This window comes from Bradyrhizobium jicamae (assembly GCF_018130695.1).
Lineage (GTDB): Bacteria > Pseudomonadota > Alphaproteobacteria > Rhizobiales > Xanthobacteraceae > Bradyrhizobium > Bradyrhizobium jicamae_B.
The window spans coordinates 225,182-250,960 of the sequence record NZ_JAFCJX010000010.1 but is presented as its reverse complement, the minus strand read 5'-3'; the positions used below and the strand labels follow the sequence as shown (position 1 = coordinate 250,960).

At 64.6% G+C, this 25,779-nt stretch carries 22 protein-coding genes; 13 read left to right on the top strand and 9 right to left on the bottom strand.

Features of this window, described 5'->3' with window-relative positions:
• Positions 1-2 precede the first annotated feature (2 nt).
• The gene (locus JQ604_RS17090) at positions 3-1,106 is read left to right on the top strand and encodes an anhydro-N-acetylmuramic acid kinase (protein WP_212358580.1); all 1,104 of its coding nucleotides are present in this window, start codon (positions 3-5) and stop codon (positions 1,104-1,106) included.
• A 154-nt stretch (positions 1,107-1,260) separates the two neighbouring features.
• Positions 1,261-1,938, top strand: coding sequence for a glutathione S-transferase family protein (locus JQ604_RS17085; RefSeq protein ID WP_212358578.1), 678 nt, complete (start codon positions 1,261-1,263; stop codon positions 1,936-1,938).
• A gap of 159 nt (positions 1,939-2,097) precedes the next feature.
• On the opposite strand, the gene JQ604_RS17080 is transcribed toward JQ604_RS17085, so the two are convergent.
• Positions 2,098-2,745: an alpha/beta hydrolase gene (locus tag JQ604_RS17080; protein WP_212358576.1), complete on the bottom strand. Its 648-nt coding sequence runs from the start codon at positions 2,743-2,745 to the stop codon at positions 2,098-2,100.
• 300 nt (positions 2,746-3,045) lie between these two features.
• Between JQ604_RS17080 and JQ604_RS17075 the strand changes: the two genes are divergently transcribed.
• The 8 genes from JQ604_RS17075 to JQ604_RS17040 all read left to right on the top strand — a co-directional run bounded on the left by JQ604_RS17075 (position 3,046) and on the right by JQ604_RS17040 (position 10,653).
• Positions 3,046-4,203 carry a cysteine desulfurase family protein gene (locus JQ604_RS17075; protein ID WP_212358574.1) on the top strand — a complete coding sequence of 386 codons (1,158 nt, stop codon included), beginning with the start codon at positions 3,046-3,048 and terminating at the stop codon, positions 4,201-4,203.
• Positions 4,204-4,301: 98 nt separating this feature from the next.
• Entirely contained in the window at positions 4,302-5,795 is a 1,494-nt protein-coding gene (gene sufB / locus JQ604_RS17070) for a Fe-S cluster assembly protein SufB (protein WP_212358572.1), read from the top strand.
• Positions 5,796-5,904: 109 nt separating this feature from the next.
• The gene (sufC, locus tag JQ604_RS17065) at positions 5,905-6,657 is read left to right on the top strand and encodes a Fe-S cluster assembly ATPase SufC (protein ID WP_212358570.1); all 753 of its coding nucleotides are present in this window, start codon (positions 5,905-5,907) and stop codon (positions 6,655-6,657) included.
• An 18-nt stretch (positions 6,658-6,675) separates the two neighbouring features.
• Positions 6,676-8,001 carry a Fe-S cluster assembly protein SufD gene (gene sufD / locus JQ604_RS17060; RefSeq protein WP_212358568.1) on the top strand — a complete coding sequence of 442 codons (1,326 nt, stop codon included), beginning with the start codon at positions 6,676-6,678 and terminating at the stop codon, positions 7,999-8,001.
• Positions 7,998-9,245 (top strand): cysteine desulfurase, encoded by a 1,248-nt coding sequence (locus JQ604_RS17055; RefSeq protein ID WP_212358566.1) that lies wholly within the window; start codon positions 7,998-8,000, stop codon positions 9,243-9,245. Before sufD ends, JQ604_RS17055 begins: the two co-directional genes overlap by 4 nt.
• Positions 9,242-9,613, top strand: coding sequence for an SUF system Fe-S cluster assembly protein (locus JQ604_RS17050; RefSeq protein ID WP_212358565.1), 372 nt, complete (start codon positions 9,242-9,244; stop codon positions 9,611-9,613). The genes JQ604_RS17055 and JQ604_RS17050 overlap by 4 nt, the downstream gene beginning before the upstream one ends.
• 72 nt (positions 9,614-9,685) lie before the next feature.
• The gene (locus JQ604_RS17045) at positions 9,686-10,075 is read left to right on the top strand and encodes a HesB/IscA family protein (protein WP_212358663.1); all 390 of its coding nucleotides are present in this window, start codon (positions 9,686-9,688) and stop codon (positions 10,073-10,075) included.
• A 146-nt stretch (positions 10,076-10,221) separates the two neighbouring features.
• Positions 10,222-10,653: a TfoX/Sxy family protein gene (locus tag JQ604_RS17040; protein WP_212358564.1), complete on the top strand. Its 432-nt coding sequence runs from the start codon at positions 10,222-10,224 to the stop codon at positions 10,651-10,653.
• Between the two features lie 99 nt (positions 10,654-10,752).
• On the opposite strand, the gene JQ604_RS17035 is transcribed toward JQ604_RS17040, so the two are convergent.
• The 8 genes from JQ604_RS17035 to JQ604_RS17005 form a co-directional block, all read right to left on the bottom strand.
• Positions 10,753-11,820 (bottom strand): GGDEF domain-containing protein, encoded by a 1,068-nt coding sequence (locus JQ604_RS17035; protein WP_212358563.1) that lies wholly within the window; start codon positions 11,818-11,820, stop codon positions 10,753-10,755.
• Between the two features lie 221 nt (positions 11,821-12,041).
• Positions 12,042-13,571: a DEAD/DEAH box helicase gene (locus JQ604_RS17030; RefSeq protein WP_212358562.1), complete on the bottom strand. Its 1,530-nt coding sequence runs from the start codon at positions 13,569-13,571 to the stop codon at positions 12,042-12,044.
• Between the two features lie 279 nt (positions 13,572-13,850).
• Complete coding sequence (locus JQ604_RS17025; protein ID WP_212358561.1) at positions 13,851-17,717, bottom strand: autotransporter domain-containing protein; 3,867 nt, start codon at positions 17,715-17,717, stop codon at positions 13,851-13,853.
• A 63-nt stretch (positions 17,718-17,780) separates the two neighbouring features.
• Positions 17,781-18,482, bottom strand: a complete 702-nt coding sequence (locus tag JQ604_RS41555) for a helix-turn-helix transcriptional regulator (protein ID WP_349631109.1) — start codon at positions 18,480-18,482, stop codon at positions 17,781-17,783.
• 314 nt (positions 18,483-18,796) lie between these two features.
• Positions 18,797-19,858 (bottom strand): acyltransferase family protein, encoded by a 1,062-nt coding sequence (locus JQ604_RS17015; RefSeq protein WP_212358559.1) that lies wholly within the window; start codon positions 19,856-19,858, stop codon positions 18,797-18,799.
• The gene (locus tag JQ604_RS17010) at positions 19,855-20,889 is read right to left on the bottom strand and encodes a hypothetical protein (RefSeq protein ID WP_212358558.1); all 1,035 of its coding nucleotides are present in this window, start codon (positions 20,887-20,889) and stop codon (positions 19,855-19,857) included. Before JQ604_RS17010 ends, JQ604_RS17015 begins: the two co-directional genes overlap by 4 nt.
• The gene (locus JQ604_RS41875) at positions 20,889-21,011 is read right to left on the bottom strand and encodes a hypothetical protein (RefSeq protein ID WP_283818000.1); all 123 of its coding nucleotides are present in this window, start codon (positions 21,009-21,011) and stop codon (positions 20,889-20,891) included. The genes JQ604_RS17010 and JQ604_RS41875 overlap by 1 nt, the downstream gene beginning before the upstream one ends.
• Positions 21,012-21,177: 166 nt before the next feature.
• Positions 21,178-21,792, bottom strand: a complete 615-nt coding sequence (locus tag JQ604_RS17005; RefSeq protein WP_212358557.1) for a TetR/AcrR family transcriptional regulator — start codon at positions 21,790-21,792, stop codon at positions 21,178-21,180.
• Positions 21,793-22,007: 215 nt separating this feature from the next.
• Here JQ604_RS17005 and JQ604_RS17000 point away from each other — a divergent pair, with 215 nt between their 5' ends.
• The 3 genes from JQ604_RS17000 (at position 22,008) to JQ604_RS16990 (ending at position 25,778) form a co-directional block, all read left to right on the top strand.
• Entirely contained in the window at positions 22,008-23,507 is a 1,500-nt protein-coding gene (locus JQ604_RS17000) for a caspase family protein (protein ID WP_212358556.1), read from the top strand.
• 74 nt (positions 23,508-23,581) lie between these two features.
• A complete protein-coding gene (locus JQ604_RS16995; RefSeq protein WP_212358555.1) occupies positions 23,582-24,832 on the top strand; it encodes an FAD-dependent oxidoreductase in 1,251 nt (416 codons plus the stop codon).
• Between the two features lie 175 nt (positions 24,833-25,007).
• Positions 25,008-25,778, top strand: coding sequence for an outer membrane protein (locus tag JQ604_RS16990; RefSeq protein WP_212358554.1), 771 nt, complete (start codon positions 25,008-25,010; stop codon positions 25,776-25,778).
• Position 25,779: the final 1 nt, after the last annotated feature.

The window sequence follows — 25,779 nt, the reverse complement described above, 5'->3', positions numbered from 1 at the left end:
CGATGATGCTAACGGCACTCGGTCTAATGAGCGGGACCTCGCTCGACGGGGTGGACGTCGCACTGATCGAAACCGACGGCCGGCAGGTCCGGGCGTTCGGCCCCTCCAGCTACCGGCCCTATACCGACGGCGAGCGCAGCCTGCTGCGCCAGGCCCTGACCGAGGCGGTTCATCTGTCCCAGCGCGACGCCCGGCCGGGGATCCTGCGGCAGGCGGAGCACGCCGTCACCATCGCCCACGCCGAGGCGGTGGCGTCGTTTACGGCCCAGAACCGGATCACCGCCGAGGATATCGACATCGTCGGCTTCCATGGCCAGACCGTGCTGCACCGCCCGGAACGGCGGCTGACGGTGCAGATCGGCGACGGCGCGGCGCTCGCCAAGGCGATCCATATCCCCGTGATGCATGATTTCCGCGCCGCCGACGTCGAGGCCGGCGGACAGGGCGCGCCGTTCGTGCCGGTCTATCACCGCGCGCTGACCCAGTCGCTGGAGCGCGAGGGGCCGATCGTCGTGGTCAATATCGGCGGCGTTTCCAACATCACCTATATCGACGGAAAGGACACGCTGATCGCCTGCGACACCGGTCCCGGCAATGCGCTGCTCGACGACTTCATGTTCCGCGAGATGCATCTGCCGTTCGACGCCGAGGGCCGTTTTGCCGCGCAGGGCAGGGTCAACGAGGCCTGGATCCAGCAGGCGCTGCGGCTGCCGTTCTTCGCCGCGCCGCCGCCGAAATCGCTCGACCGCAATGATTTCGCGAGGCTCCGTCTGGCGGGCCTGCCGCCGGCGGACGGCGCCGCGACCCTGACCGCCTTCACGGCGGCCGCGATTGCCCGGATCGTGCCGCTGCTGCCGAAGCCGCCGCGAAGCTGGATCGTCGCCGGCGGCGGCGCCCGCAACCTCACCATGCTCCGCATGCTGCGCGAGCGGCTGCAGCCTGCGACCGTCGAGGCGGCCGAGGTCCTCGGCTGGGCGTCGGATGCGATCGAGGCCCAGGCGTTTGGCTACCTCGCCGCGCGCGGCCTGAAAGGCCTGCCGCTGAGCTATCCGACCACCACGGGCGTGCCGATCCCGATGACCGGCGGCATTGTCGCGCGGCCCTGAGCGGCGGCGCTCCGGTCTTTCCCATCCAACCCGTCTCCCGTCATCGCGCCGACGCGTGCTCACGCTTTGTTGTCCTGACGCGACAGGGCAGGCGTTGACATGTTCATGCACTTGCATCTAATTAGATGCAGATGCATTAATCTGAGGAAGCGCCATGCCCGCCCTGAAGCTGATCAGCCACAAACTCTGCCCCTATGTGCAGCGCGCGGTGATCGCGCTCACTGAGAAGGGCGTGCCGTTCGAGCGGATCGACATCGATCTTGCCAACAAGCCGGACTGGTTCTTGAAGATCTCGCCGCTCGGCAAGGTGCCGGTGCTGGTCGTGACCGCTGACGACGGCAAGGAGGTCGCCTTGTTCGAGAGCAACGTGATCTGCGAGTACATCGAGGAGACGCAGGGCGGCACGAAGCTGCATCCGCAGGATGCGCTGGCGCGTGCGCAAGCCCGGGCCTGGATGGAGTTCGGCTCGGCGATCCTCGGCGATCTCTGGGGGCTCGAGACCACAACCGATGCTGCGACCTTCGAGAGCAAGCGGCAGGCGATCGTGGCCAAATTCGCCCGGGTCGAGGCGGCGCTTGGCGAGGGGCCGTTTTTTGCTGGCGAAAGCTTCAGCCTGGTGGATGCGGTGTTCGCGCCGATCTTCCGTTATTTCGACGTGTTCGACGAGCTTACGGATCTCGCCATCTTCGCGGAGACGCCGAAGCTGCGGGCGTGGCGCACGGCGCTGGAAAAGCGGCCGAGCGTGACGGGCGCGGTGTCGCCGGACTATCCAAAGCTGCTGCGTGCGTTCCTCGACCGCCACAATGCGCACATGCTGAAGCTCGCCGCGTAGCTCCGACGCAAAAACTATCGTGTCCCGGGCGCGATGCAGCGCGCAAGCGCTCCTTCGCAGAACCGGGACCCATGACGGGCGAATCCGAGCGGTGAGATGGGCCCCGGCTCTGCGGCGCACCGCTTCGCGATGCACCGCGTCCGGGGCACGAGACCGGCTTCAGCGCACGTTCGCCAGCCGCATATCCAGATAGCCGGTCACCGTCTCCATCAGCGGCTCGAGCTTGCCGTCGAAGAAGTGGTTGGCGCCGGGGATGACCTGCTGGTCGATCACGATGCCCTTCTGGGTCTTCAGCTTCTCGACCAGCGTGTTGACGTCCTTGGCCGGCACCACCGCATCCTTGTCGCCATGCACGATGAGCCCTGAGGACGGGCAGGGCGCGAGGAAGGAGAAGTCGTAGAGATTGGCGGGCGGGGCGATCGAGATGAAGCCTTCCACCTCGGGGCGGCGCATCAGGAGCTGCATGCCGATCCAGGCGCCGAACGAGAAGCCGGCGACCCAGCAGGCGCGGGCCTCGGGGTTGATCGCCTGCGCCCAGTCGAGCGCGCTCGCCGCGTCCGACAGTTCGCCAGTGCCGTGATCGAACGAGCCCTGGCTGCGGCCGACGCCGCGGAAGTTGAAGCGCAGCACCGAGAAGCCGCGATGCGCAAACGCGTAGTAGCACTGGTAGACGATCTGGTGATTCATCGTGCCGTGGAACTGCGGATGCGGATGCAGGATCATCGCGATCGGCGCGTTCTTCTGCTTGGCCGGATGGTAGCGACCCTCGAGGCGGCCAGCAGGGCCGGTGAAAATAACTTCAGGCATCGTGGTCTCTTGATTGATCCCTCGGTCGACCCAAACACATCAACCGGATTGCGGCTGACACAGCGGCTCATCGAAAGGGTGATCGGCGTTGCGTGGCGCGCCGCGCGGTTGGCGCTCGTGAGTTTGCGGCCCGCTTCTAGCATGAGGCGAGGGGCAAAAAGCAAGCATCTTGAACACCTGGGAATGCGGTTCTCATGTCGCTTCTGCGATTGCAGGCGACGCCGCGATCCCCACTTGCGATAATGCGGGGGTATCGGCGACTCGCCGCACCGGCCCTGAGATAGGTAATATATTACTCAAATGCCCGACCGCGTCTATCTCGACTGGAATGCGACCACGCCGCTGCGCCCCGAGGCCAAGGCGGCGATGGTTGCTGCGCTGGAGCTCAGCGGTAATCCGTCGTCGGTCCATACCGAGGGGCGCAAGGCCCGCCGGCTGGTCGAGGACGCCCGCGAGGCGGTGGCCGGTGCCGTCGGCGCGCGGCCGCAGGATGTCGTGTTCTCGTCCGGTGGCACCGAGGCCAATGCGCTGGCGCTGACGCCGGGCTTGGTGCGCGGCGCAAGCGCGCCGGTGACGCGTCTGCTGGTGTCCGCGATCGAGCATGCGTCGGTGCTGGCGGGTGGCCGCTTTGCGCCCGAGGCGATCAAGGTCATTCACGTCACGCGCGCGGGCCTTGTCGATCTCGATCATCTGCGGGCGCTGCTCGGCGAGGGGCCGCCGGCACTGGTGTCGGTGATGCTGGCCAACAACGAGACCGGCGCGATCCAGCCAGTCGCTGACATTGCCTCGATCGTGCACGCCGCGGGCGGCCTGCTGCATGTCGATGCGATCCAGGCGTTTGGAAAGATCCCGTTCGATCTCGCCTCCAGCCAGGCCGATCTGCTGACGCTGTCGGCGCACAAGATCGGCGGGCCGAAGGGTGTCGGCGCGCTGGTGCTAGCTGATGGCGTTCAGGGACTTGATGCGCTGCTGCGGGGCGGTGGGCAGGAGCAGGGGCGGCGGGCAGGGACCGAAAACGTCGCCGGAATCTCCGGCTTTGGCGCTGCGACCAGGGCTGCCATGGCGGCGCTCACGGCCGATTCTGCCCGGGTGCGGGACTTGCGGGATCAGCTCGAGAACGGCCTGCGGCAGACGCCTGACATGGTCGTGTTCTCGGAACAGGTTAAGAGGTTGCCGAATACCGTTCTGTTTGCTATTCCGGGCATGAAGGCCGAGACCGCCGTGATCGGTTTCGACCTGGCCGGGGTGGCGGTGTCCTCGGGGTCTGCCTGCTCCTCGGGCAAGGTCCAGCCGTCCCACGTCTTGGCGGCAATGGGATACCGTCCTGATGTGACCCAGGCAGCGGTGCGGCTCAGTCTTGGGTGGTCTACATCACACGCAGATGTGGAATTGGTGCTCAAGGCTTGGCGAAAGCTCAGAGATACCCTAGTTAAGGGAGAGCGACGAAACACGGCTTGAACGGTTCTAAGCCAAGTGATTTCGTGCCAAAAGCATCGTAAGAGACTTTCGGAACTGAGATCCACCGCGGTCCTTGAAACCGCGAGCGGAGGATATGAATGCCTGCTGTACAAGAGACGGTCGAGCGCGTCCGGCGCATCGACGTCGACCAGTATCGATATGGGTTTGAGACCCTGATCGAGTCCGACAAGGCCCCCAAGGGTCTCTCGGAAGATACCGTCCGCTTCATCTCCGCGAAGAAGAACGAGCCGGCCTGGATGCTCGAATGGCGCCTGGAGGCGTTCCGTCGCTGGCAGACCATGACCGAGCCGACCTGGGCGCGCGTCAACTATCCGAAGATCGATTACCAGGATCTCTATTACTATTCGGCGCCGAAGAAGAAGACGCTGTCCTCGATCGACGAGATCGATCCGGAAATCCTCAAGACCTACGAGAAGCTCGGCATTCCCCTGCGCGAAGTCGCGATGCTGGAAGGCGTCGAGCCGCCGCCGGGTGGCGAGCCGTCGGCCAATCGCAAGATCGCGGTCGACGCCGTGTTCGATTCGGTGTCGGTGGCGACCACCTTCCAGAAGGAATTGAAGGCGGCCGGCGTGATCTTCATGCCGATCTCGGAGGCGATCCGCGAGCATCCCGATCTGGTGCAGAAATATCTCGGCACCGTGGTGCCGACCTCTGACAATTACTTCGCGACGCTGAACTCCGCGGTGTTCTCCGACGGCTCGTTCGTCTACGTGCCGCCGGGCGTGCGCTGCCCGATGGAGCTGTCGACCTATTTCCGCATCAACGAGCGCAACACCGGCCAGTTCGAGCGCACGCTGATCATTGCCGACAAGGGCTCCTACGTTTCCTATCTCGAAGGCTGCACGGCGCCGCAGCGCGACGAGAACCAGCTGCATGCCGCCGTCGTCGAGCTCGTCACGCTCGATGACGCCGAGATCAAGTACTCGACGGTGCAGAACTGGTACCCCGGCAATGCCGAGGGCAAGGGCGGCATCTACAATTTCGTCACCAAGCGTGGCGACTGCCGCGGCAAGAACTCGAAGATCTCCTGGACCCAGGTCGAGACGGGATCTGCGATAACCTGGAAGTATCCGAGCTGCATCCTGCGCGGCGACAATTCCAGTGGTGAATTCTATTCGATCGCGATCTCGAACGGTTTCCAGCAGGTCGACAGCGGCACCAAGATGATCCATCTCGGCAAGAACACGTCGAGCCGCATCATCTCCAAGGGCATCGCCGCCGGCAAATCGCAGAACACCTATCGCGGCCTGGTCACCGCGCATCGCAAGGCGACCGGCGCGCGCAACTACACCGCCTGCGACTCGCTCTTGATCGGCGACAAATGCGGCGCGCACACCGTGCCCTATGTCGAGGCGAAGAATTCGTCCGCGACGTTCGAGCATGAGGCCACGACCTCGAAGATCTCCGAGGACGTGCTGTTCTACTGCGTCCAGCGCGGTCTCTCGCAAGAAGAAGCTGTCGGCCTGGTCGTCAACGGCTTCGTCAAGGATGTGCTGCAGCAACTGCCGATGGAGTTCGCGGTGGAAGCGCAGAAGCTGATCTCGATCTCGCTGGAGGGATCGGTCGGCTAGCACCGACCTCATCCTGAGAAGGATGGATACCGGAAAGATTGTTGGCCTCGCCCTTCGAGACGCGCCTGAAGGCGCTCCTCAGGGTGAGGGGAGAGATGGAAAAAACAAAATGTCTTTGCTTGAAGTGAAAGATCTGAAGGTCCGCGTCGAGGAGCGTGAGATTCTCCACGGACTGACGCTCACGGTGAATCCGGGCGAGGTGCATGCGATCATGGGGCCGAACGGCTCCGGCAAGTCGACGCTCAGCCACGTCATCGCCGGCAAGCCGGGCTATGAGGTGACCGACGGCCAGATCCTGTTCAGGGGTGAGGACCTGCTGGAGATGGCCCCGGAAGAGCGCGCCGCCAAGGGCGTGTTCCTGGCGTTCCAGTATCCGGTCGAGATTCCCGGCGTCGCCACCATGAATTTCCTGCGCACCGCGCTGAACGCGCAGCGCAAGGCGCGCGGTGAGGACGAATATTCGACGCCGGACTTCCTGAAGAAGGTCCGCGAGGTCGCCAAATCGCTGAACATTCCGCAGGACATGCTCAAGCGCGGCGTCAATGTCGGCTTCTCCGGCGGCGAGAAGAAGCGCAACGAGGTACTGCAGATGGCGCTGTTCGAGCCGGCCGTCTGCATCCTCGATGAAATGGATTCCGGCCTCGACATCGACGCGCTGCGCATTGCTGCCGACGGCGTCAACGCGTTGCGCACGCCCGACCGCGCGATGGTCGTGATCACCCACTATCAGCGGCTGCTGAACTACATCGTGCCCGACGTCGTGCACGTGATGTCGAAGGGCCGCGTCGTCAAGAGTGGCGGCAAGGAGCTGGCGCTGGAGCTGGAAGAGTCCGGCTACGCCCAGTTCGAAGACGCGGCCTGACGCTGAACGGATCTTGTGATGAACGTGGTTGTGGCAAAGACCGAGACCGGACGCGCGCTGAGCGACGCATTTGCGGTCGCGCGTGAGCGGCTGCCCGGCAAGGGCGCAATCGCCGAGCAGCGGCGCCAGGCGTTCGAGGCTTACGAACGTGCAGGCCTTCCGCACCGGCGGATCGAGGACTGGAAATACACCGACCTGCGCGCACTGATGCGCGAGGTGCTGCCGCTGGCGCCCGCGCCGGATGCGGCCGCGCTGACCCGCGCGGCGACGGCCGCCAAGTCGGTCGCGATCGCCGGCGCGCGCCGCGTGGTGCTGGTCGACGGCGTGTTCGCGCCGTCGCTGTCCGATCTCGCCGGCCTCGACAAGGGGCTGAACATCCGCTCGCTGCGCGAGGTGCTGGAAGGCGCTGATACGGCACTGGCCGCAGAGGCGCTGACCTCCGACGCCGCCAATCCGATGATCGCGCTAAACGGCGCGATGGCGACCGACGGCGTCGTCGTCGACATCGTTGAGGGTACCGTGCTGAGCCAGCCGATCCAGATCGTCCACATCGCTTCCGCACAAGCTCCGGCTGCGATGTTCACGCGTTCGCTGGTCCGGCTTGGCCGTGACACGGTCGCAACGCTGGTCGAGAGCTATGCCGCCGCCGATGGCGCCAAGGCCTACCAGGCGCACGATGGTCTGGTGGTTTCGATCGGCGACAATGCGCGGCTCGACCATGTTCGCGTCGTCGAGGACGCGCTCGACGCCTTCAACATCTCCTCGGCGAATGTGTCGCTCGGTGCTCATGCGCATTTCAACACGTTCGGCCTGACCTCGGGCGCCAGCGTCAGCCGCTACCAGCTGACGATCGCGTTCGCCGGCCAGGGCTCCAAGGTCGAGACCAACGGCGTCAATTTGCTCAACGGCAAGCAGCACGCCGACACCACGCTGTTCATGGATCACGCGGTGCCGCATTGCGACAGCCGCGAGATCTTCCGCGCCGTGGTCGACGACCGCGCTCATTCGGTGTTCCAGGGCCGCATCATCGTACGTCCCGATGCGCAGAAGACCGACGCCAAGATGATGACGCGGGCGCTGTTGCTTTCGGACGAGGCCGAGGCCGATAACAAGCCGGAGCTGGAAATCTTCGCCGACGACGTCACCTGCGGCCACGGCGCCACCACCGGTGCGCTCGACGAGAGCCTGCTGTTCTATCTGCGCGCCCGTGGCCTGCCCGAGAAGGACGCCCAGGCGCTGCTGATCCAGGCGTTCGTCGGTGAAGCGATCGAGCAGATCGCCAGTGACGAGTTGCGCGAGTTTGCGATTCTAACCGCGCAGCGCTGGCTGGAGGCGCGGGCATGACCCAGCATCCGGCAGTCAGCAACGGCGCTTACGACGTCGCCCGCGTCCGGGAGGATTTCCCGGCGCTCGCGATGAAGGTCTATGGCAAGCCGCTGGTCTATCTCGACAACGCGGCGTCGGCGCAGAAGCCGCTCGCCGTGCTCGACCGCATGACGGAGGCGTACAGGAGCGAATACGCCAACGTGCATCGCGGCCTGCATTACCTCGCGAACGCCGCGACGGAAGCCTACGAAGGCGGCCGCGCAAAGGTCGCAAAGTTCCTCAACGCCCGCCGCAACGAAGAGATCGTCTTCACCCGCAACGCCACCGAGGCGATCAACCTCGTGGCGTCGTCCTGGGGCGAGCCGAACATCAAGGCCGGCGACGAGATCATCATCTCGATCATGGAGCACCATTCCAACATCGTGCCCTGGCATTTCCTCAGGGAACGCCACGGCGCCGTGATCAAATGGGCGCCGGTCGACGACGAAGGCAATTTCCTGCTCGACGAGTTCGAGAAGCTGCTGTCGCCCAGGACAAAACTGGTCGCGATGACGCAGATGTCGAACGCACTCGGCACCGTCGTTCCCGTGAAGGACGTGGTGAAGCTCGCACATGCGCGTGGCATTCCGGTGCTGATCGACGGCAGCCAGGCCGCGGTGCATCTTGCGATCGACGTGCAGGACATCGACTGCGATTTCTACGTCTTCACCGGTCACAAGCTGTACGGCCCGACCGGGATCGGCGCGCTCTATGCCAAGCACGAGCACCTCGTCGCGATGCGCCCCTACAATGGCGGCGGCGAGATGATCCGCGAGGTGGCGCAGGACTGGGTCACCTATGGCGATCCCCCGCACAAATTCGAGGCCGGCACGCCGGCGATCGTGGAAGCGATCGGGTTCGGTGCGGCCATCGACTACGTCAATTCGATCGGCAAGGAGCGCATTGCCGCCCACGAGCACGATCTGCTGACGTATGCCGAGGGGCGCCTCCGCGAGATCAACTCGCTGCGGATGATCGGCACCGCCAAGGGCAAGGGGCCCGTGATCTCCTTCGAGATGAAGGGCGCGCATCCCCATGACGTCGCCACCGTGATCGACCGTCAGGGCATCGCGGTCCGCGCCGGCACCCATTGCGTGATGCCGCTTTTAGAGCGGTTCAACGTCACGGCCACCTGCCGGGCGTCGTTCGGGATGTATAATACCAAGGAAGAAGTCGACCATCTGGTGCAGGCGCTGATCAAGGCGCGGGAATTGTTCGCATGACCGACACAGCCGAAATGAAGACGGCCTCCATGGAGACCACGTCCGCGCTGCCGGCGGAGGAGACCGAGCGCCTGAGCGGCGAGATCGTCGCCGCGCTGAAGACGGTGTTCGACCCGGAAATCCCGGCCGACATCTATGAGCTCGGCCTGATCTACAAGGTCGACCTCAAGGACGACCGCAGCGTCGACATCATGATGACTTTGACCACGCCGAACTGTCCGGCGGCGGGCGAGCTGCCGCAGATGGTCGAGAACGCGGTCGCCAGTGTTCCCGGCGTCGGCGTCGTCAACGTCAATCTGGTGTGGGACCCGGCCTGGACGCCGGACCGCATGTCCGACGAGGCGCGCCTCGTGCTCAATATGTGGTGATGCGTTAGGGGATCGGATTTACGCTTTACGACAGGCAATTGATTTGCCGCTGGGACTGACCACATGAACGACATGACACACGCTTCACCGACACCTGCCAAGAAGCCGCGGCCCCGTCCGCAGGTCATGAAACTGACGGACGCCGCCGCAACCCGGATCACCGAGCTGACCCAGCGCGCCGATTCCGAGATTGTCGGCCTGCGCGTCGGCATCAAGAACGGCGGCTGCGCCGGCCAGTCCTACACCGTCGAATACGCCCACGAGATACGCCCGACCGACGAGGTCGTCGAGGACAAGGGCGTCAAGATCCTGGTCGATCCCAAGGCCGTGCTGTTCCTGCTCGGCACCGAGATGGACTACAAGGCCGACAAGATGCAGGCCCAGTTCGTGTTCAACAACCCGAACCAGGTCTCCGCCTGCGGCTGCGGCGAGTCGGTGCAGCTGAAGCCGGCGACGGTCTGAAGTCTCTCCTGTCCCGGGCGCGGTGCAGCGTGTAACGCTGCCCCGCTGAACCGGGACCCATTCCTCGACTTGCGCAAAGGCCGATGGGCCCCGGCTCTGCAGCGCACCGTTTCACGCTGCGCTGCGTCCGGGGCACGAGGCCGAAGATGGACCGCGAATTCCTGATCGACTTGTTCGCCGATTTCGGCCCGGTCACGATCCGAAAGATGTTCTCGGGCTTTGGCATCTCCGCCGACGGCACCAACTTCGCGATGGCGTTGCGCGCCGGGCTGTATTTTCGCGCCGATGATGTGACCATTCCGCAATATGAGGCGGAAGGATCAAAGCCGTTCCAGTATCAGACGCGCACCAAGACGGTGACGGTCAATTCGTACTGGCAATTGCCGGCGCGGCTGTTCGATGATTCCGAGGAGCTTGCGGTTTGGGCGCGAGGGGCGCTTGCTGCGGCTCAACGCGCTGCGGTGAAGAAGCGGCCGAGGGCGAAGAAAGCTGCGGCGAAGAAAGCCGCGGCCAAGAAGCCAAAGCCAACCGCAAAGAAATCTAAAAAACGGCCGTCGAGGAAAAAGTCCTCATCCTGAGGAGCGCGCAGCGCGCGCGTCTCGAAGGATGGCCGCGGGTGAGGTCGGTGGCCTCGTGGTTCGAGACGGCGCGTTGCGCCTCCTCACCATGAGGGGCAATCAAGCCACGCGGCTCTGCGTCTCGGCGCTGTATTCCGGATCGACTTCGCAGATCACGCGGTTGCGGCCGGCGCGCTTGGCGGCGTAGAGGCAGGCGTCGGCGCGTTCGATCAGCGAGTCCGTGTCGTCGCCTTGCTTCAGCATGGAGACGCCGACCGAGATGGTGACGCGGCCGAGGATCTCGCCGGTCGACTTCTTCTTCAATTCCTTGGCCATGACGGCGCGGCGGATGTGGTCGGCGACGGTCAGCGCCTGGCGCAGCGCGGTGTTCGGCAGCACCACGGCGAATTCCTCGCCGCCATAACGCGCGGTGATGTCCTGGCCCTTGATGGTCTGCTTCAGCGACTGCGCGACGAGGCGCAGCACCTGGTCGCCGGTGAGGTGACCGTAGGAATCGTTGAACGACTTGAAGTGGTCGATGTCGAACATCAGCAGCGACAACGGTTCGCCACTGGCGAGCGCCGCCTGCACCGCCATCTCGATCGAGCGGTCGAAATATTTGCGGTTGCCGAGGCCGGTGAGCGGATCGGTCAGGCTCTCGGCGCGGATCGCTTCGAGGCTGTGCTGGAGATTGCTGATCTCGGTCTTCGACAGCGCAAGGCGGTTCTCCAGCGCCTTGTTGGTCTCGCGCATTTCGCGGGTCGAGCGCACCAGGCTCTCGACGATGCCCTTGATCTGCTCGCGGGTGTTGGCATGCGCGAGCTGGTCGCTGGCGCCGGCGAGGCTTGCGTCATAGGTCGAGGAGACGCCGAGCGCCTCGCTGATCAGCTTCATCACGTCGTCGATCTCGCCGATCACGCGTGCGCCGACCTTGTCGATCCGGTCGGAGGTCTTGATGTGCGAGAGATAGGTCTCGTAGATCTGCTCGAGATCGGCCTCGCTCAGCTTGCCGCTGCGCGCCAGCGTCTCGTTGATGATCTTGTTGAGGGCGGCGTTGTAGCCGGTCGCGTAGACGTACCAGATTTCGTAGTTGCGGGGGACAGCGTTCTGACGGAGGGAGCGGATCTGACCAAGCGCGACTTCGGCAAACGCCATCGTACGTTCGTGTTCGTCCAACAGCTTTACCACTGTCACGTCCCCAAAACAGAGCAGCGCCGCCTGTTGCCCAGCAGCAATTACTAAATTAACGGGCCGAGGGTACGGGACGAGGATGAAGGCGAGGTAAACAGTAAAACTACGGGGATACCTTTTCGGCAAACGCCGGCGCCAATTCGCGCAGTCGGAAATTCCACCGGAGAAGCTGGAGATGTTTATTGGCCTGACGCGAGGTCAGGCCAATGCACCTGACGTCAGGCGCGGGCGCGTACCGGGCGCAGCAGGAACGCCGGCAGATGCGAGTGATCGCCGGGCTCATGGTCGGTCTCGCGCTGCGGCCGCCGCGGTTCGGCGCGGCCGATCGAGGGCACGTGGGAGGCGGCTGCCGGCTGCGCCGCCGGGCCGCGGCTGCCATGACGCGGCTCGCGCTCGCGCCGCGGCTCCCTGTCCTGGCGTGGCTCACGCTCCTGACGCGGCTCACGCTCCTGGCGCGGCTCGCGCTCGGGGCGGGCTGCTTTCTCTTGGCCGGGCTCGCGGTCCTGACGGGGCTCGCGCTCGCGGCGCGGCTTGCGGCCGCCGCGGGCACCATCCCGGTCACGATCGCGGCCGCGCGAGCGGCGCGGCGCCTCGGACTCGTCGGACGATTCGGCTGCGACGGTGTAGTCGCCCTCGGCCTGCGGGATCGGCTGGCCGATCAGCTTCTCGATCGCGCCCATCGACTTGTGGTCGAGCGAGGTGACGATCGAGATCGCGGTGCCGGTGCGTCCGGCGCGGCCGGTACGGCCGATGCGGTGGACGTAATCGTCGGCATGATGCGGCACGTCGAAATTGAAGACGTGGCTGACGGCGGGAATGTCGAGGCCGCGCGCGGCGACGTCGGAGGCCACCAGCAGCGGAATTTCGCCCTTGCGGAATTGATCGAGGGCGGCGGTGCGGGCGGACTGATCCATGTCGCCATGGAGTGCGCCGACGCTGAAGCCGTGCTTCTGCAGCGACTTGTGAAGAATGGCGACTTCGCGCTTGCGATTGCAGAAGATAATCGCGTTGTTGAGGTCCTTGGCGTCACGCAGCAGGCGGCGCAGGATCTCGCGCTTCTGGTGGGCTTCGCGACCGGCCGGCACCTGCAACTGCGTCACGGTGACGGCGGTCGTCGCGGGCCGGGAGACTTCGATGCGGGCGGGGTTGTGCAGGAAGGTTTCGGTGATGCGGCTGATTTCCGGCGGCATCGTCGCGGTGAAGAACAGGGTCTGCCGCGTGAAGGGGACGAGCTTGCAGATGCGCTCGATGTCGGGGATGAAGCCCATGTCGAGCATGCGGTCGGCTTCGTCGATCACCAGCAGCTCGACGCCGGTGAGCAGCAGGCCGCCGCGTTCGGTGTGGTCGAGCAGGCGGCCGGGGGTTGCGATCAGGACGTCGACGCCGCGCGTCAGCTTGGAGTCCTGGTCACCGAACGAGACGCCGCCGATCAAAAGCGCAACGTTGAGCTTCTGCCCGGCGCCGTATTTGTCGAACTGCTCCTTGACCTGAGCGGCAAGCTCGCGGGTCGGCTCGAGGATCAGGGTGCGCGGCATGCGTGCCCGGGCGCGGCCCTTCTCGAGGATGGTGAGCATCGGGAGCACGAAGGCAGCGGTCTTGCCGGTGCCGGTCTGGGCGATGCCGAGGACGTCTCGCCGGGCGAGCACGTGGGGGATCGCTTGTTCCTGGATGGGAGTGGGGTTGGTGTAACCCGTGGCCGCAACCGCGGCGAGGACCTTGTCGGAAAGGCCAAGATTGGAAAAGGACATTACGCCTCTGGTCGATACCGCCGTTCGGAATCGAAGGTAAAAGGCTGTCGCGTTCGGCCCCGAAACGGCTTGCTTCTCAAAAAAGCTCGGGGGCTCTGACTGACGCTGACGGGCGGCAAACCTGACGAATCGTGCTTCGATCCGAGGCCGCGTTGAGCCGCAACATAGGGTCGAAACCGGTAAAGTCAATCTTGGAACCGGGCAAATGGCCGAAAAACCTTAATGTTTTCGCCAAAATAAGCGTCATTTCCGCCATTATGCGGTCAAAACGGCCGCCGCTCACCAGGCATACCGGATCGCCGCCTTGCCCGCGTAGGAGCGCGTGACGGGTGAAAACTCGCCCTCGAAGCTCGCCAGCGCCGACCAGCCTTTGCTCCACTTCAGTTCGGCCGAAGCCGATGTCAGTGCGGCATCGGCGGCCTGTGCGGCGCCGTTCACGACGAAGCTTGAGCCGGGCAGGGTCTGGAAGGTTGCTGCGATCGCGCGGTCCGGATTGAAGTCGTGGGCCCAGGCGGCACGGCCGCGCAGCGTCAGGATCGCGTTGTCGAGCGCGTAGGATTTGTCGGCGCGCAGGCCAAGCTCGCTGCGGCTGTCGGTGACGCTCTTGGCGTTGTAGGCCAGCGCAAAAGTGTTGGCGCCGACGATCGCCTGCTCGGCATAGGAGGGAAGCAGGAAGGTGGTGAGCTGGCCGGCGGCATAGGGCGTCAGTCCAACGCCGCCGATCCAGGGCGCGACGAAGCGGTAGCCGCCCTCGACGCGTCCGGACCACGCATTGGCGTTGAATTCGGCGCGCAGGCGATCGATGCCGCCGACGGTCACGGTGCGATCGGTGATGATGTCCTGCCAGCCATAGGCAGCCGCACCGGCAACATAGGCCGCACCGATATTGTGCCGCACGAAGGCACCGGCCTGGAACAGATCGGAGCGGCCGCCGCCGTCATTGGCGACGCTGAAATTGGTGCCGCCGCCGGCGAGCGCGAAGCCCGCGATGGTATTCGCTGAGAAGCGGTAGTCGGCGCCCACGGCGGTGCCAAAGATCCGGCTGGTGGTGTCGTTGGAGCCGAGCGCGGTGTTGCCGTAGGTGGTCTGTGAGCCGCCATAGGCCGCCGCCCACACGCTCCAGCGTGGATCGGTGCTCTGCGCGCTCGGCGCCTTGCGATCAATCGCAGCGAGCGCGTCGCTGGGCGAACGCTTGGCGGCATAGGCCAATGAATTGTCGTCAGCATACGGCACAGCGCCGGCCGGCGCCGAGGTCGCACCACGGCCGTCGATGAAGGGATCGAGCATCGTGCCCATGAACTGGTGCATGGCATTGAAGGTGGTCTGCTGCGATCCGGTCGCGGTCTCGCCGGAGAGCTGGGTCAGGCCCTTCAGCAGATTGTCGCCCGACGGGTTGAAGATCGCGCTGAACGCGGTGGAGAGACTTGCGCCGCCGAGCAGGGCGTTGTCGATCGCGCCTGCGACGTTCTTGTGGTTGGTGGCGGCATTTGTCGGCAGCACCGGAGAGAGCAGGCCCGGATCGAGCGACAGCAGAACGTCGTTGCCGACATAGCTCAGCACCGGATTGCGGGCGAGATTGTTGGCGAGCAGCAGGTTCACCGAGCTGTAGGTGCCGTTCAGCGTTCCCGCGCTCACGATCGTGTAGGTGACCTTGTGGGTGAGCCGCTCGAGCGGGTCGACGATGACATTGCCGGCGATGTTGGCCGTGCCTGTCACGATCACCTTGTCGCTGGTCGTGTTGGTGACCTGGACCAGATAGGTTGTCGCCGCCGTCATGGTCAGGCTCGCCATCGTGATGGTGCCGGGCGAATTGCCTGGAGACAGCAGGCCGCCGTTAATGACGGTGTCGCCGATGGTGCCGTTGCCGGCGAGCGTGCCGGTCGCGCTGACCGTGACGCTGGCGTTCGGCATTGCGCCGTTGAGGGTGAACACGCCCTCGACGTCGATCGAGCCGGCGAAGTTCGAATTGCCGCTGAGGCTCCAGTTCGCGCCCGAGAGGAGTGCGAGATTGGAGAAGCCTGAGAACTGCGCGCCGGTGCCGAGTTTCGACAGATCGAAGCTCGCCGCCGACTTTCCGACGAGTTGCAGGATGCTGGTCCCGGTGCCCAAGACATTGCCGTTGAAGACGGTGCTGGCCTGCATTTGCAGCACGTCGTTGGTGCCGCCGAACTGGACCGCGGTGCCGCCGGTGCCGGTGATGGTGCCGTTGGCGATCAGCGTCGTGGTGCCGCCTGACGTCGTAATGCCGGTCGTGCCCGAGACGGAAGTGCCGGTGGTGATGAAGATGTTGCCGGCCGACGAGCGCGATGCGGCGATGCCGATGCCCGTGCTTTGAACGCCGGCCAGCGCGTCGATCCTGATGTCACCGAGGCCGTCGCGCTGGGCGAAGATGCCGTAGCTGCCAGCGGCGAGGCCGCTCGCGATGACATTGCCTTCGGCGCGCAGCGACAGCGTCGCGGCGTTGTCGACAGCGTTGATGAAGACGCCGCTGATGCCGATCGCGGCTGCGCTGGTCGAGGTGGCGCTCACGGTGCCCTTGGCGACGAGGTCGATGCCACCGAGGCCTGCGGTGAAGAGGGTGGATCTGGTGCTGCCGCGGCTCAGCGTGATGCCCGTCGCGGCGCCGTCCGAGGTTGCGGTCACGCCGCCATTGGCGCGCACGGTGAGCGTGCCGGTGTTCACGATGGTCGGGGGAAAGCTGGCGGTTGAGCCTGTGATTCCGGTGGCGGTGCTACCGGTGCCGATCGCGGTGGCCGTGACGGCGCCGTCGACCGTGAGGTTCGCCGTGCTCAGGTTGTTCTGCGCCACACTGATGCCGATGACCATCGAGGCGGTATCACTGATCGATGTCGCCGACACCGCGCCATGTAGATGGAAATCGACCGGCACCACACCGTAAGCGCTTAAGGACGCTCCGGTCACATTAGCGGCGTCGCCGGCGCGAGACATGCCGGTGACTGTGATCGATCCGTTGGCGTTCAGTGTCGCCGCGCCGTCACTGGACGTGCTGCCCAGCCCGGCGCCAAGGCCGTAAGCGGTGCCATTGGACGTGTGAACGACAGAAGTTCTTGCGTCGAAGGTTCCGGAAATGTCGCCATTGAAGGTTATGGTATTGGTGCCACTGGCGCTACCAAAGCCGACGCCCGCCAGGCCTCCGCCATAGAACGAGTCGGGGCCGCTGCCCTTGGTAATGGCGCCGTCAACGACGAGGCTGTTATTGGCTCCTCCGGAGGCAGTAACCGAAAGGGTCCCGTCCGTGATGCCCTTGGTCCGGATCGTCGTGGTGCCGGTGCCGTAGTTCTGCAAGCTGACGGCGCCGCTGACATCCTGATTGAGCTTGACCGTGAATGCGCTGGTGTTGGCTGAGTTGTTGCCCTGGACGAAGATCCCCCCAGCGACGCTCGCGTTGGTGGTGAGATCGATGGTGCCGACGCCCCCGTTCTGGAGATAAATGCCGCCGGTGACGGCGCCGTTGGTCGTGACGGAAAGATTGCGCGCAGTGTGGAAGCTCTGTCCCATCCGGACGTAGATCCCGCTGCCGACCGTGTACGTGCCACCGCTGACGCCGTCTGTCGCGATCGTGACGTCGGATTGGGGACCGTCGGTCAGAACGTAGATTCCCAGGCCGGCTGCTACGATCTGGCTTCCGACCGTGTTGATGTTGACGCTGCCGCCCGGTCCGCTGCTCATGACCTGGATGCCGGTGCCACCCGTGATCGTCCCGGCGCTTTGCGTGATCGAGACCAAACCGCTGCTCGATGAGACATTGATCGCGTACCCGGTGGCCGTGACGTCAGCCGATCCTGTGTAGGTGATCCCGCTGTTTCCCAAGAACTGGAGCCCGTCGTAGATGGAAGAAGACGTGATGCCAGCGGGATCGTTGTGGTTGAAGGTGATGCTGCCGGAGGCGCTCACGGTCGCGCCGTCGGTAATTCCGGCGCCGGCGTTGACGGTGACTGTGAGGTCGCCCGAGTAGGTCGCGCTAAGGTGCCCGCCGACCGGGTTGGCGGCGTCGCAGAGCACGTTGCCGGTGCCCAGGCCCGAGCAAGCGGCCTGCGCCCCGGACGCGCAGCCGATTGCGGCCAGAGAGACCGACCCCAGCAGCGCGCCGCGCCACATCGTCAGCCTGCCGCCGATGCCCATCATGATTCCCGCCCCACACGTCCTCGTCGCCGGAAGGTTTTGACGCAACGCCGGTGGGGCGTCTTCTCAATCCGCGCAGGCTATCGATTTGGACGATTGTAGCGTTGTGTTTCCGAGCGTGTGTGATTGTTCCGCATCAGGTGCGGCCATCGGCGGTGTCATTGTCGAATGCATCGTGAAGCGGTCAGGGTGCTGTCCGTCGCGCAGAGAGCCTCGCGCGCGGTAGTCGCGCGGCGTCGTGGCTTCGGCCGCCTTGAAGGCGCGATAGAAGGTGGCAAGGCTCTCGAAGCCGCAATCCTGGGCGATATCGGCGATCGCTCGCTCCGGCGCCTCGCGGAGCAGCCGGCAGCTCTCGCGGATTCGCATCGCCGTCACGGTCTCCGAAAAGCTCATCTCCGCCGCCTCGAACAGCACGTGGAGATGGCGCAGCGAGATGCCGAGCAGGTTGGCGACCATGGCTGGCGACAGCGCCGGCTCTGCCAGATGCCGAGCGATCAGGCGGTGCGCCATCGACAAGCGGGCGACGCGTAGCGCCTTTTGGCCGCGCCGGCTGCCGGGCCTGAGCGCGCCGCGTTCGATCAATGCAAGCTCGGTCATCGCCCGGATCAACGGCGCATTGGCCGCCGCATCGGTATCGTCAGCGGTCTGCTTCAGATCGGCGAAGCAGGCGCCGAGCAGCGTTGGAAGACCGGCTTGCGCGGTCGGAACGGGATGTGCCCGATGCTCCTCGCGCGCGGGAGCGATGTCGGCGCTGAAATGCTTCATCATGCCTGAGGGCTCGCTTCGGTCGATCGCGGCTTGAAGGGGCCGGCAACCGAACCATGACCGATCGGCCGGCCCACGTCTGTCATCTATTTCACATATGATAGCAAATTGTGAAACGGAGGTCACGTGAAGAAACAGCCCCGGTTGGGGCGTGAGACGTCGAAGGGGGCCGACAGGGGCTGAAAGGGCTGGAGGGGCCGATCTGGCGGAGATGCCGGACTGCCGGCTCATGGTCGTGCCGGGCGTCGGCCTTTCGATGAACCTGGAGAGGTCGCCGCTCTATGGGAACTTGCGGCGGACGCCAACGTGCCGGTCAATCATACGGCCTTCAGATGCGTCAGTGGCTGCCAATAACCCGGTCGCGCGCTGAGGATGGGCGCCTCGACGGCTGCGGCCATCAGGCCTGCGACCGCGCAACTGGCCGCGAGAAAAACGGCTAGGGCGAACGGCCAAGGGAGACCCGAAAAGCGCGAGAGCGCCGACAGCACGAGCGGGTGGAACAGATAGACCGAGTACGAGATGCGTCCGAGCGTGAGTCCGGAGGTTGTCAGGATCGGATTGGTCTCGAAATGCCTGGAGACCGCGAGCGATGCGATGATCGCCGCCGCACCGAGGCCGCTGGCATAGAACGGGAAGGCAAATTCGATCGCGCGGCTTGGGTGGCCGGCGAGATATCCGGTGAGGCCGATCGCCATGGCCGCAGTGACGGCGAGCAGCAGTGCGGACCGAACCGGCGTCATGAACATCATCAGGCGCGTCCGGTTGACGGCAAGATAGAGCAGGAAGCCCCACGCAATCGCGTCGACGCGGAATGCGACGATGCGGCGGACCTCGGCACCCCAGTGCGCGTCGTCACCAAGCGTCGTACGGGCGAGCGTGATGGCGGCAATGAAGAGCGCGGCCGCGAGCAGCACCTTCCGCCCGGCGAGCGCGCCGACGAGGAGTACGGTAAGCGGGAAGGTGATGTAGAACCATTCCTCGACCGACAGGCTCCAGGCGATCGGGAAATAATCCGATGCGTTGGCCTGGTGGAAAAGGTTCTGCAGGTAGAGTGCGTAACGGACGAAATCCATGCTGAGGAGCCGGTGCGCGGTGATCGAGGTCAGCACCAGCGCGATGAGATAAGGTGGCACGGTGCGCATCCAGCGCCGCACCCAAAAGATGCCGAGGTTGCGCAGGCTCGGTCGTTCCGTCGTCACGAACAGGATCTGCGGTGCCAGCACGTAGCCGGAGAGGACGAAGAAGATCTCGACACCAAGGATCGAGATCGTTTCGGCGGCGGCAGGTGCGATCTCGTGAGCCATCAGGAAGTGCGGGACGGCGACGGCGAGTGCTGCGGTCCCGCGCAGGAAGTCCAGCGATGCAACGCGTTCGCTCATGGGTGAATGCCGCAACGGGCGAGACCTGCGGCCAGTTCTTCGGCAAGAACGGCGTTGCCCTCGGGGCTGAAATGCCCCGTCCTTGTCCGCATCCGCACCGTGCCGATCTCGGCGGCGAGGTGGGTGAGGGCTGGCGAAGGGTCGACCAGGCACATGGACGGCAGTGCTGAACGCGCCTCGGCGATGATGTCGGGTTTGATCTCGACCTCATCGGGACTCGGGATCATGAAGACGACGGGTTGAGCCGATCCGCGGTAGGTCTGGAGAATGCGCCAGCCGAGCTTGCGCATGGCTTTGGATGTCTCTCGCTGGTTCATCACGTTGTCGTCCGAGAGACGAGGTATGAAGGCCCGCTGGTAGACAGCGCGTGCAATGTGCCACGAGAACGGGAATTGGAGCGGAGTCCATTCGCGGCGAAAGATGTCGTCGTCGTGATACTCTGCAATGGCGCTCCGAAGTGAAGGCGGCCTCGGCTTCAAGATCAGAGCATCCCCCTCGAGCAGGAAACGCGGCTTCGTCAGTGCCGGAAGCGGCAGGTTGTCGACCGCTTTGCTGTAGAACGTCCAGGACGCGGCGGCATCGGCGGTAAACATCACGGACGTGATCCCGAAGATGACGAACGCGTCATGGCGGCTCAATGCCTGATAGTGGAGAACAGATTGATCGATGCCGAAGCCGGAGGCGCCGAGATTGTCGACGTCGCAGCCGAGCTTGCGGCCCAGCAGATACGGCCAGGTGTCTGAGTCCTCGACGTCGTCTCCGTAGGTGAATGAGCCGCCCATGGCAGCGCCACAGGTCGTCGCTTGATGGGTCGGCTGCTTCCGTGGCGCGGTATCCTTTGGCCAGCCGGTCGAAGGCGCGGTTTTCTCCCGATTGATCTGCTCATTGTTCATCGCGGTGAACAGGGACGGATAATAGAGCAGGAAGGCGTTGCCTCGTCGGATGGAAAGCACGCCGAAGCCCAGGCAAAGCACCTCGACGATCGCAATGAAGACGAACACGCGGACCGCGCGCGCAAGAAAACCGCGCATTAGAAGAACGAATACTTGAAATGCCGGGACAGGCCGTCATCGGACAGGACCAGCAGGGCGCCGAGCACAAGCGCGAGCACGAGCAGGGCGATCACGGCGCGGTTACGGAGCAGGCGTTTCATGGAACTCGCTTGGGTTGCGGAAGCGGCCCTTCGTACATGCGTAGGGTGAAACGGTCCAGACATCCATAGACACAACGGAGGCGCAAACCCACAAGCCGCCTGCGGACGGTTTTTTCTTACCTGTAGGGAACAGACACCGTGGTACCGAACGGCGTGCCGCGCTTCTTTACTTGCGCCGGGGCATGGCGGCGCAGCCGTACAGGACCATCGCGGTCATCTGGCGGTAGCGGGCCGTAAAGTCCTCACGGGCGATCGGGGGCAGGGCCTGGTTGACCGCCCGCCCGCCATCAGCCAGCGCCTGCGCGACCTGCGCCGCCGTGAACCGGCCATTGAGCTTCAGCAGGCGGCTGGCTTCGAGGTCGAGAATCAGGGTTTCCAGATCGTTCTGGAACGTCACCGCGGACGTGATCATCAGGTCGCGGCAGCGCTTGAAGGCCTCGGCGTTGAGCTCGACGGTGTGCGGCGAATGGGTCAGGCGGCGACGGGTTTCGCCGTAGCGCACGTCCAGGATCGTGGCGATGATGTCGAGCGCGCCGCCGCGCTTGGCGCGCACGGCTCGTCCAGCCTCGAACGCGAGCCCGACATCCTCGACATGCCGCCAGGCGATCACCGCGCGGAACGCCTCTTCCTTGTTGCCGAAATAGTAATAGAGCGCGCGCTGGGTGAAGCCGCAGGTCTTGGCCAGCGTGACCATCGACAGCCCGCCATAGCCGTAGTCGAGAAACGCCTGGTTGACCTGCGCCAGCAGGTCGGGACCGGGCTTGATCATCTTCTTCGACATCAGTTTTTCAACGCGGCGTTGCAACAGGCGGGAATCATATCCCGGCTTAAGCTGCGCGGGATTCTTTCGCAATCCCGCAAGAACGCGGTTTGCATTGCGCGCACGAATGGCTGCCGAAATTGAACCGTCCCGGCCGCCATTTCGACTATTATCCGGCGGCCTTAGCCTTGGCGGCCGCAACGGTATTTTGCGGGGAATATTTTGCGGGGAACAGGATGACGCGCTGGCTCTCGAGACTGACTTCGGCAACCGCAATTGTGGCGGCGGTGCTCGTCTGGGCGGCTCCGGCCGTGGCTCAAAAGCGCGTTGCGCTGGTGATCGGCAACAACGACTACAGGAACGTCCCGAAGCTGCAGAAGGCGGTCAACGATGCCCGCACCATGGGCGATACGCTGAAGCAGCTTGGCTTCTCCGTGATGGTCGCCGAGAACCTGAACCGGCAGGCCTTTTCCGAGACGCTGCTGGCGTTCGACAGGGCGGTCGGGCCCGGCGACACCGCGTTCTTCTTCTACGCTGGCCACGGCTTTGAGATCGCCGGCCAGAATTTCCTGCTGCCGACCGACGTGCCGGCCGCGACCGAAGGCCAGGAAGAGCTGGTCCGCGACGCCTCGGTGCTGGCCGACCGCGTCATCGAGCGGATGCAGAACAAGAAGGTGCGCACCGCGATCCTGGTGTTCGATGCCTGCCGCAACAATCCATTCGAGCGATCAGGCACCCGCGCCGTCGCCGGCGGCGGCGGCCTGGCGCCGATGACGCAATTGCCGGAGGGCGTGTTCTCGGTGTTTTCGGCAGGTCCCCGCCAGACCGCGCTCGACCGTCTCTCGAACGACGATGCCAATCCCAATTCGGTGTTCACGCGCACCTTCGCCAAGGAGCTGCTGCAGCCCGGCGAAAATCTCGTGCAGGTCGCGCAGCGCACGCGCCGCTTGGTCAGCGAGATGGCCGAGACCGTGAAGCACAAGCAGATCCCGGTCTATTTCGACCAGATGGTCGATGACGTCTTCCTCAACGGTGCTACGAAGGGGCCGACTGACGCGGCCAAGCCCGCCGCGCCGCCGCAACAGGTGGCGGCGCTGCCGCCGGTCTCGGTGCTGAAGGTCCCGAAGGAAGATTCCATCAATGCGCCGATCGCGAGCTTCTCGCGCCACAATGGCGGCTGGACCGTGGTGTTCTCGATTGCCGACCCGACGCTCGGCATCTCTTGGCGGATGGGCGATGCCGGCGATTACCGCGAGACCGGTTTCATCGACACGCTCGATCCGCGCACCCGCAAGCGGATGCCCAATCCCTCGATCGAGCTGCCGGCCGATGTCCAGGCGGGCACCATCCAGCTGCGCTATGTCGACACTCAGGGCGAGATGCAGGGGCCGTTCCCGATCAAGTTCGATCCGGAGGCCGCGCTGATCCGCGACCAGCGCAAGATCCTCGACATGACCGCGACGAGCTGGCTGTCCTATCGCGAGTTCAACGGGCTCCTGGTCTATTACACCCATCTGGTGTCGTATCGCTGTGCGATCCGCGAAGCACGGATCGGCATCGACAGCGCGGTGCCGGACAAGGTGCTGAAGCTGCCGCCGTGCGACCCGAGGGATCCCACCGCGATCTCGGCAGGGATGCCGCTCTACATGAAGCTTGCGCCCAATACTCAGTCGATCTCGGTGGAACTGACCTACCGCGACGGCAGCGTGTCGGAGATCAAGACGTTCCGGCGCTAGACTAGGTTCTCCATCTTCGTCCGATTGGCGTTACAATCCATCGCCAGGATCGGATCAGCGGTGAGGGCCGGACCATGGATGTCAGCAATCTGCGGACGATGAAGGTGCGCTGCTGCGTGGTCGGCGGCGGACCGGCGGGAATGATGCTCGGCTATCTCCTCGGACGCGCCGGCGTCGACGTCGTCGTGCTGGAGAAGCACGCCGACTTCTTCCGCGATTTCCGCGGCGACACCGTGCATCCCTCGACCCTGCAGGTGATGGACGAACTCGGGCTGATCGACGGATTCCTCAAGCTGCCGCATCAGGAGTTGCAGAAGATGGATGGCATCTTCGGCGGCGTCTCGGTGCGGGTTGCCGACCTCAGCCGGCTCAAGGTCAAGCACAATTTCATCGCCTTCATGCCGCAATGGGATTTTCTCAATTTCCTGCGCGAGGCCGGCAAGCGCTTTGCTTCGCTCAAGGTGATGATGAGCGCCGAGGCGACCGATCTGATCCGCCGCGGCGACACAATCGCCGGCGTGCGCGCGATGACGCCGGATGGACCGATCGAGATCGAGGCGGATCTCACTGTTGCCTGCGACGGCCGTCATTCCACGGTGCGTGAACGTGCCGGCCTTGAAGTCGAGGAAATCGGTGCGCCCATGGACGTGCTGTGGTTCCGCGCGGGTCGCCGTCCCAATGAGACCGAGAACGTGTTCGCGCGTGTCGATCCCGGCAAGATGATGGTGACGTTTGATCGCGGCGACTACTGGCAATGCGCCTATGTCATCGCCAAGGGACAATATGAGGCGGTGAAGGCGAGGGGGCTGCCCGCGCTGCTCGACGACGTCGTGCGGATGGCGCCGGTGCTGAAATCGGGCATTGCCGAAGTGAAGAGCTGGGACGACGTCAAGCTGCTGACGGTTGCGATCAACCGTCTGCCGCGCTGGACGCGGCCGGGCCTGCTCTGCATCGGCGATGCCGCGCATGCGATGTCGCCGGTCGGTGGCGTCGGCGTCAATCTCGCGGTGCAGGATGCCGTCGCCACGGCAAATCTGTTGGCGGCGAAGCTTGCGAAGGGTTGTCCGTCGGAAGAGGAGCTCGATGCCGTGCGCAAGCGCCGCGAGTTTCCGGTGCGGCTGACGCAGCGCGTGCAGGTGATCGCGCAGAACAACATCATCACGATGGCTCTGAAGGGCGGCAATCAACCGCTGACCGTGCCATTGCCGCTGCGGCTGGTCACAGCGATCCCGTGGCTGCAGGGTCTCACCGCGCGCTTCATCGGGCTCGGTGCGCGGCCCGAACATGTGCATTCGCCGACGATTGCGCCGAGCACAGCGCGCTAGCAAACCGTCAAGGATAATGCGCGGTTAAGTTGACCGCAAAGGGTTGCGCGACTGCAACACGCGACAGGATTCAAGGCGCATGCGCGCAGATTCAAGCGCGCGCGGTACGGTTGTTTTCGATTGGTAAGGGTCTCTCTGGGAAAGCTGCACCCAGCGAACAATGAGGGGTGCAAAAATGTTTCGTGCGAAAATGATTGCTGCTTTGGCCGCCACCACCGCGCTCGGTGTCAGCGCTGCTACCGCCGCCGATCTCGCGGCGCGTCCCTACACCAAGGCTCCGGCCTATATCGACTCGATCTACAACTGGTCCGGCTTCTATGTCGGTGGCCACATCGGTGGCGCCTCGACCAACGAGCAGTGGGTCAACTCCGCCAACACCACGATCTTCGGCGATCTCGCGCCGGGCCAGGGCTATCGTCAGCGCGGCTCGGGCATAATCGGCGGCGGCCAGATCGGCTACAACTGGCAGGCCAACAACGTCGTGTTCGGTCTCGAAGGCACGCTCGCCGGCCTGAACAATTCCGGCACCGTCAACAACACCGTGTTCGGCGCAGGTGATGACGTGTTCAGCTGGCGCACCAATCTGCTCGCGACCGTGGTCGGCCGCGCCGGCATCGCCGTGAACAACAATCTGTTCTACGTCAAGGGCGGCTATGCCGGCGTGAACAATCGCCTGTCCGTCGTCGACAACGTGCCGACGACTGGCTCAGGGAGCCAGACCCACTGGGCCAACGGCTGGACCGTTGGCGCCGGTTGGGAATATGGCATCACCCGCAACTGGATCGTCGGCGTCGAGTACAACTACGCCGCCTTCGAGAGCCAGAGCTATCAGCTCGCAGGCAGCGCGGCCGGGACCTACACGTTCGACGCCAAGCCGCGCGACATCCAGTGGGCGGTGTTCCGCGCCAGCTACAAGTTCGACGGCCCCGTCGTCGCGCGCTACTGAG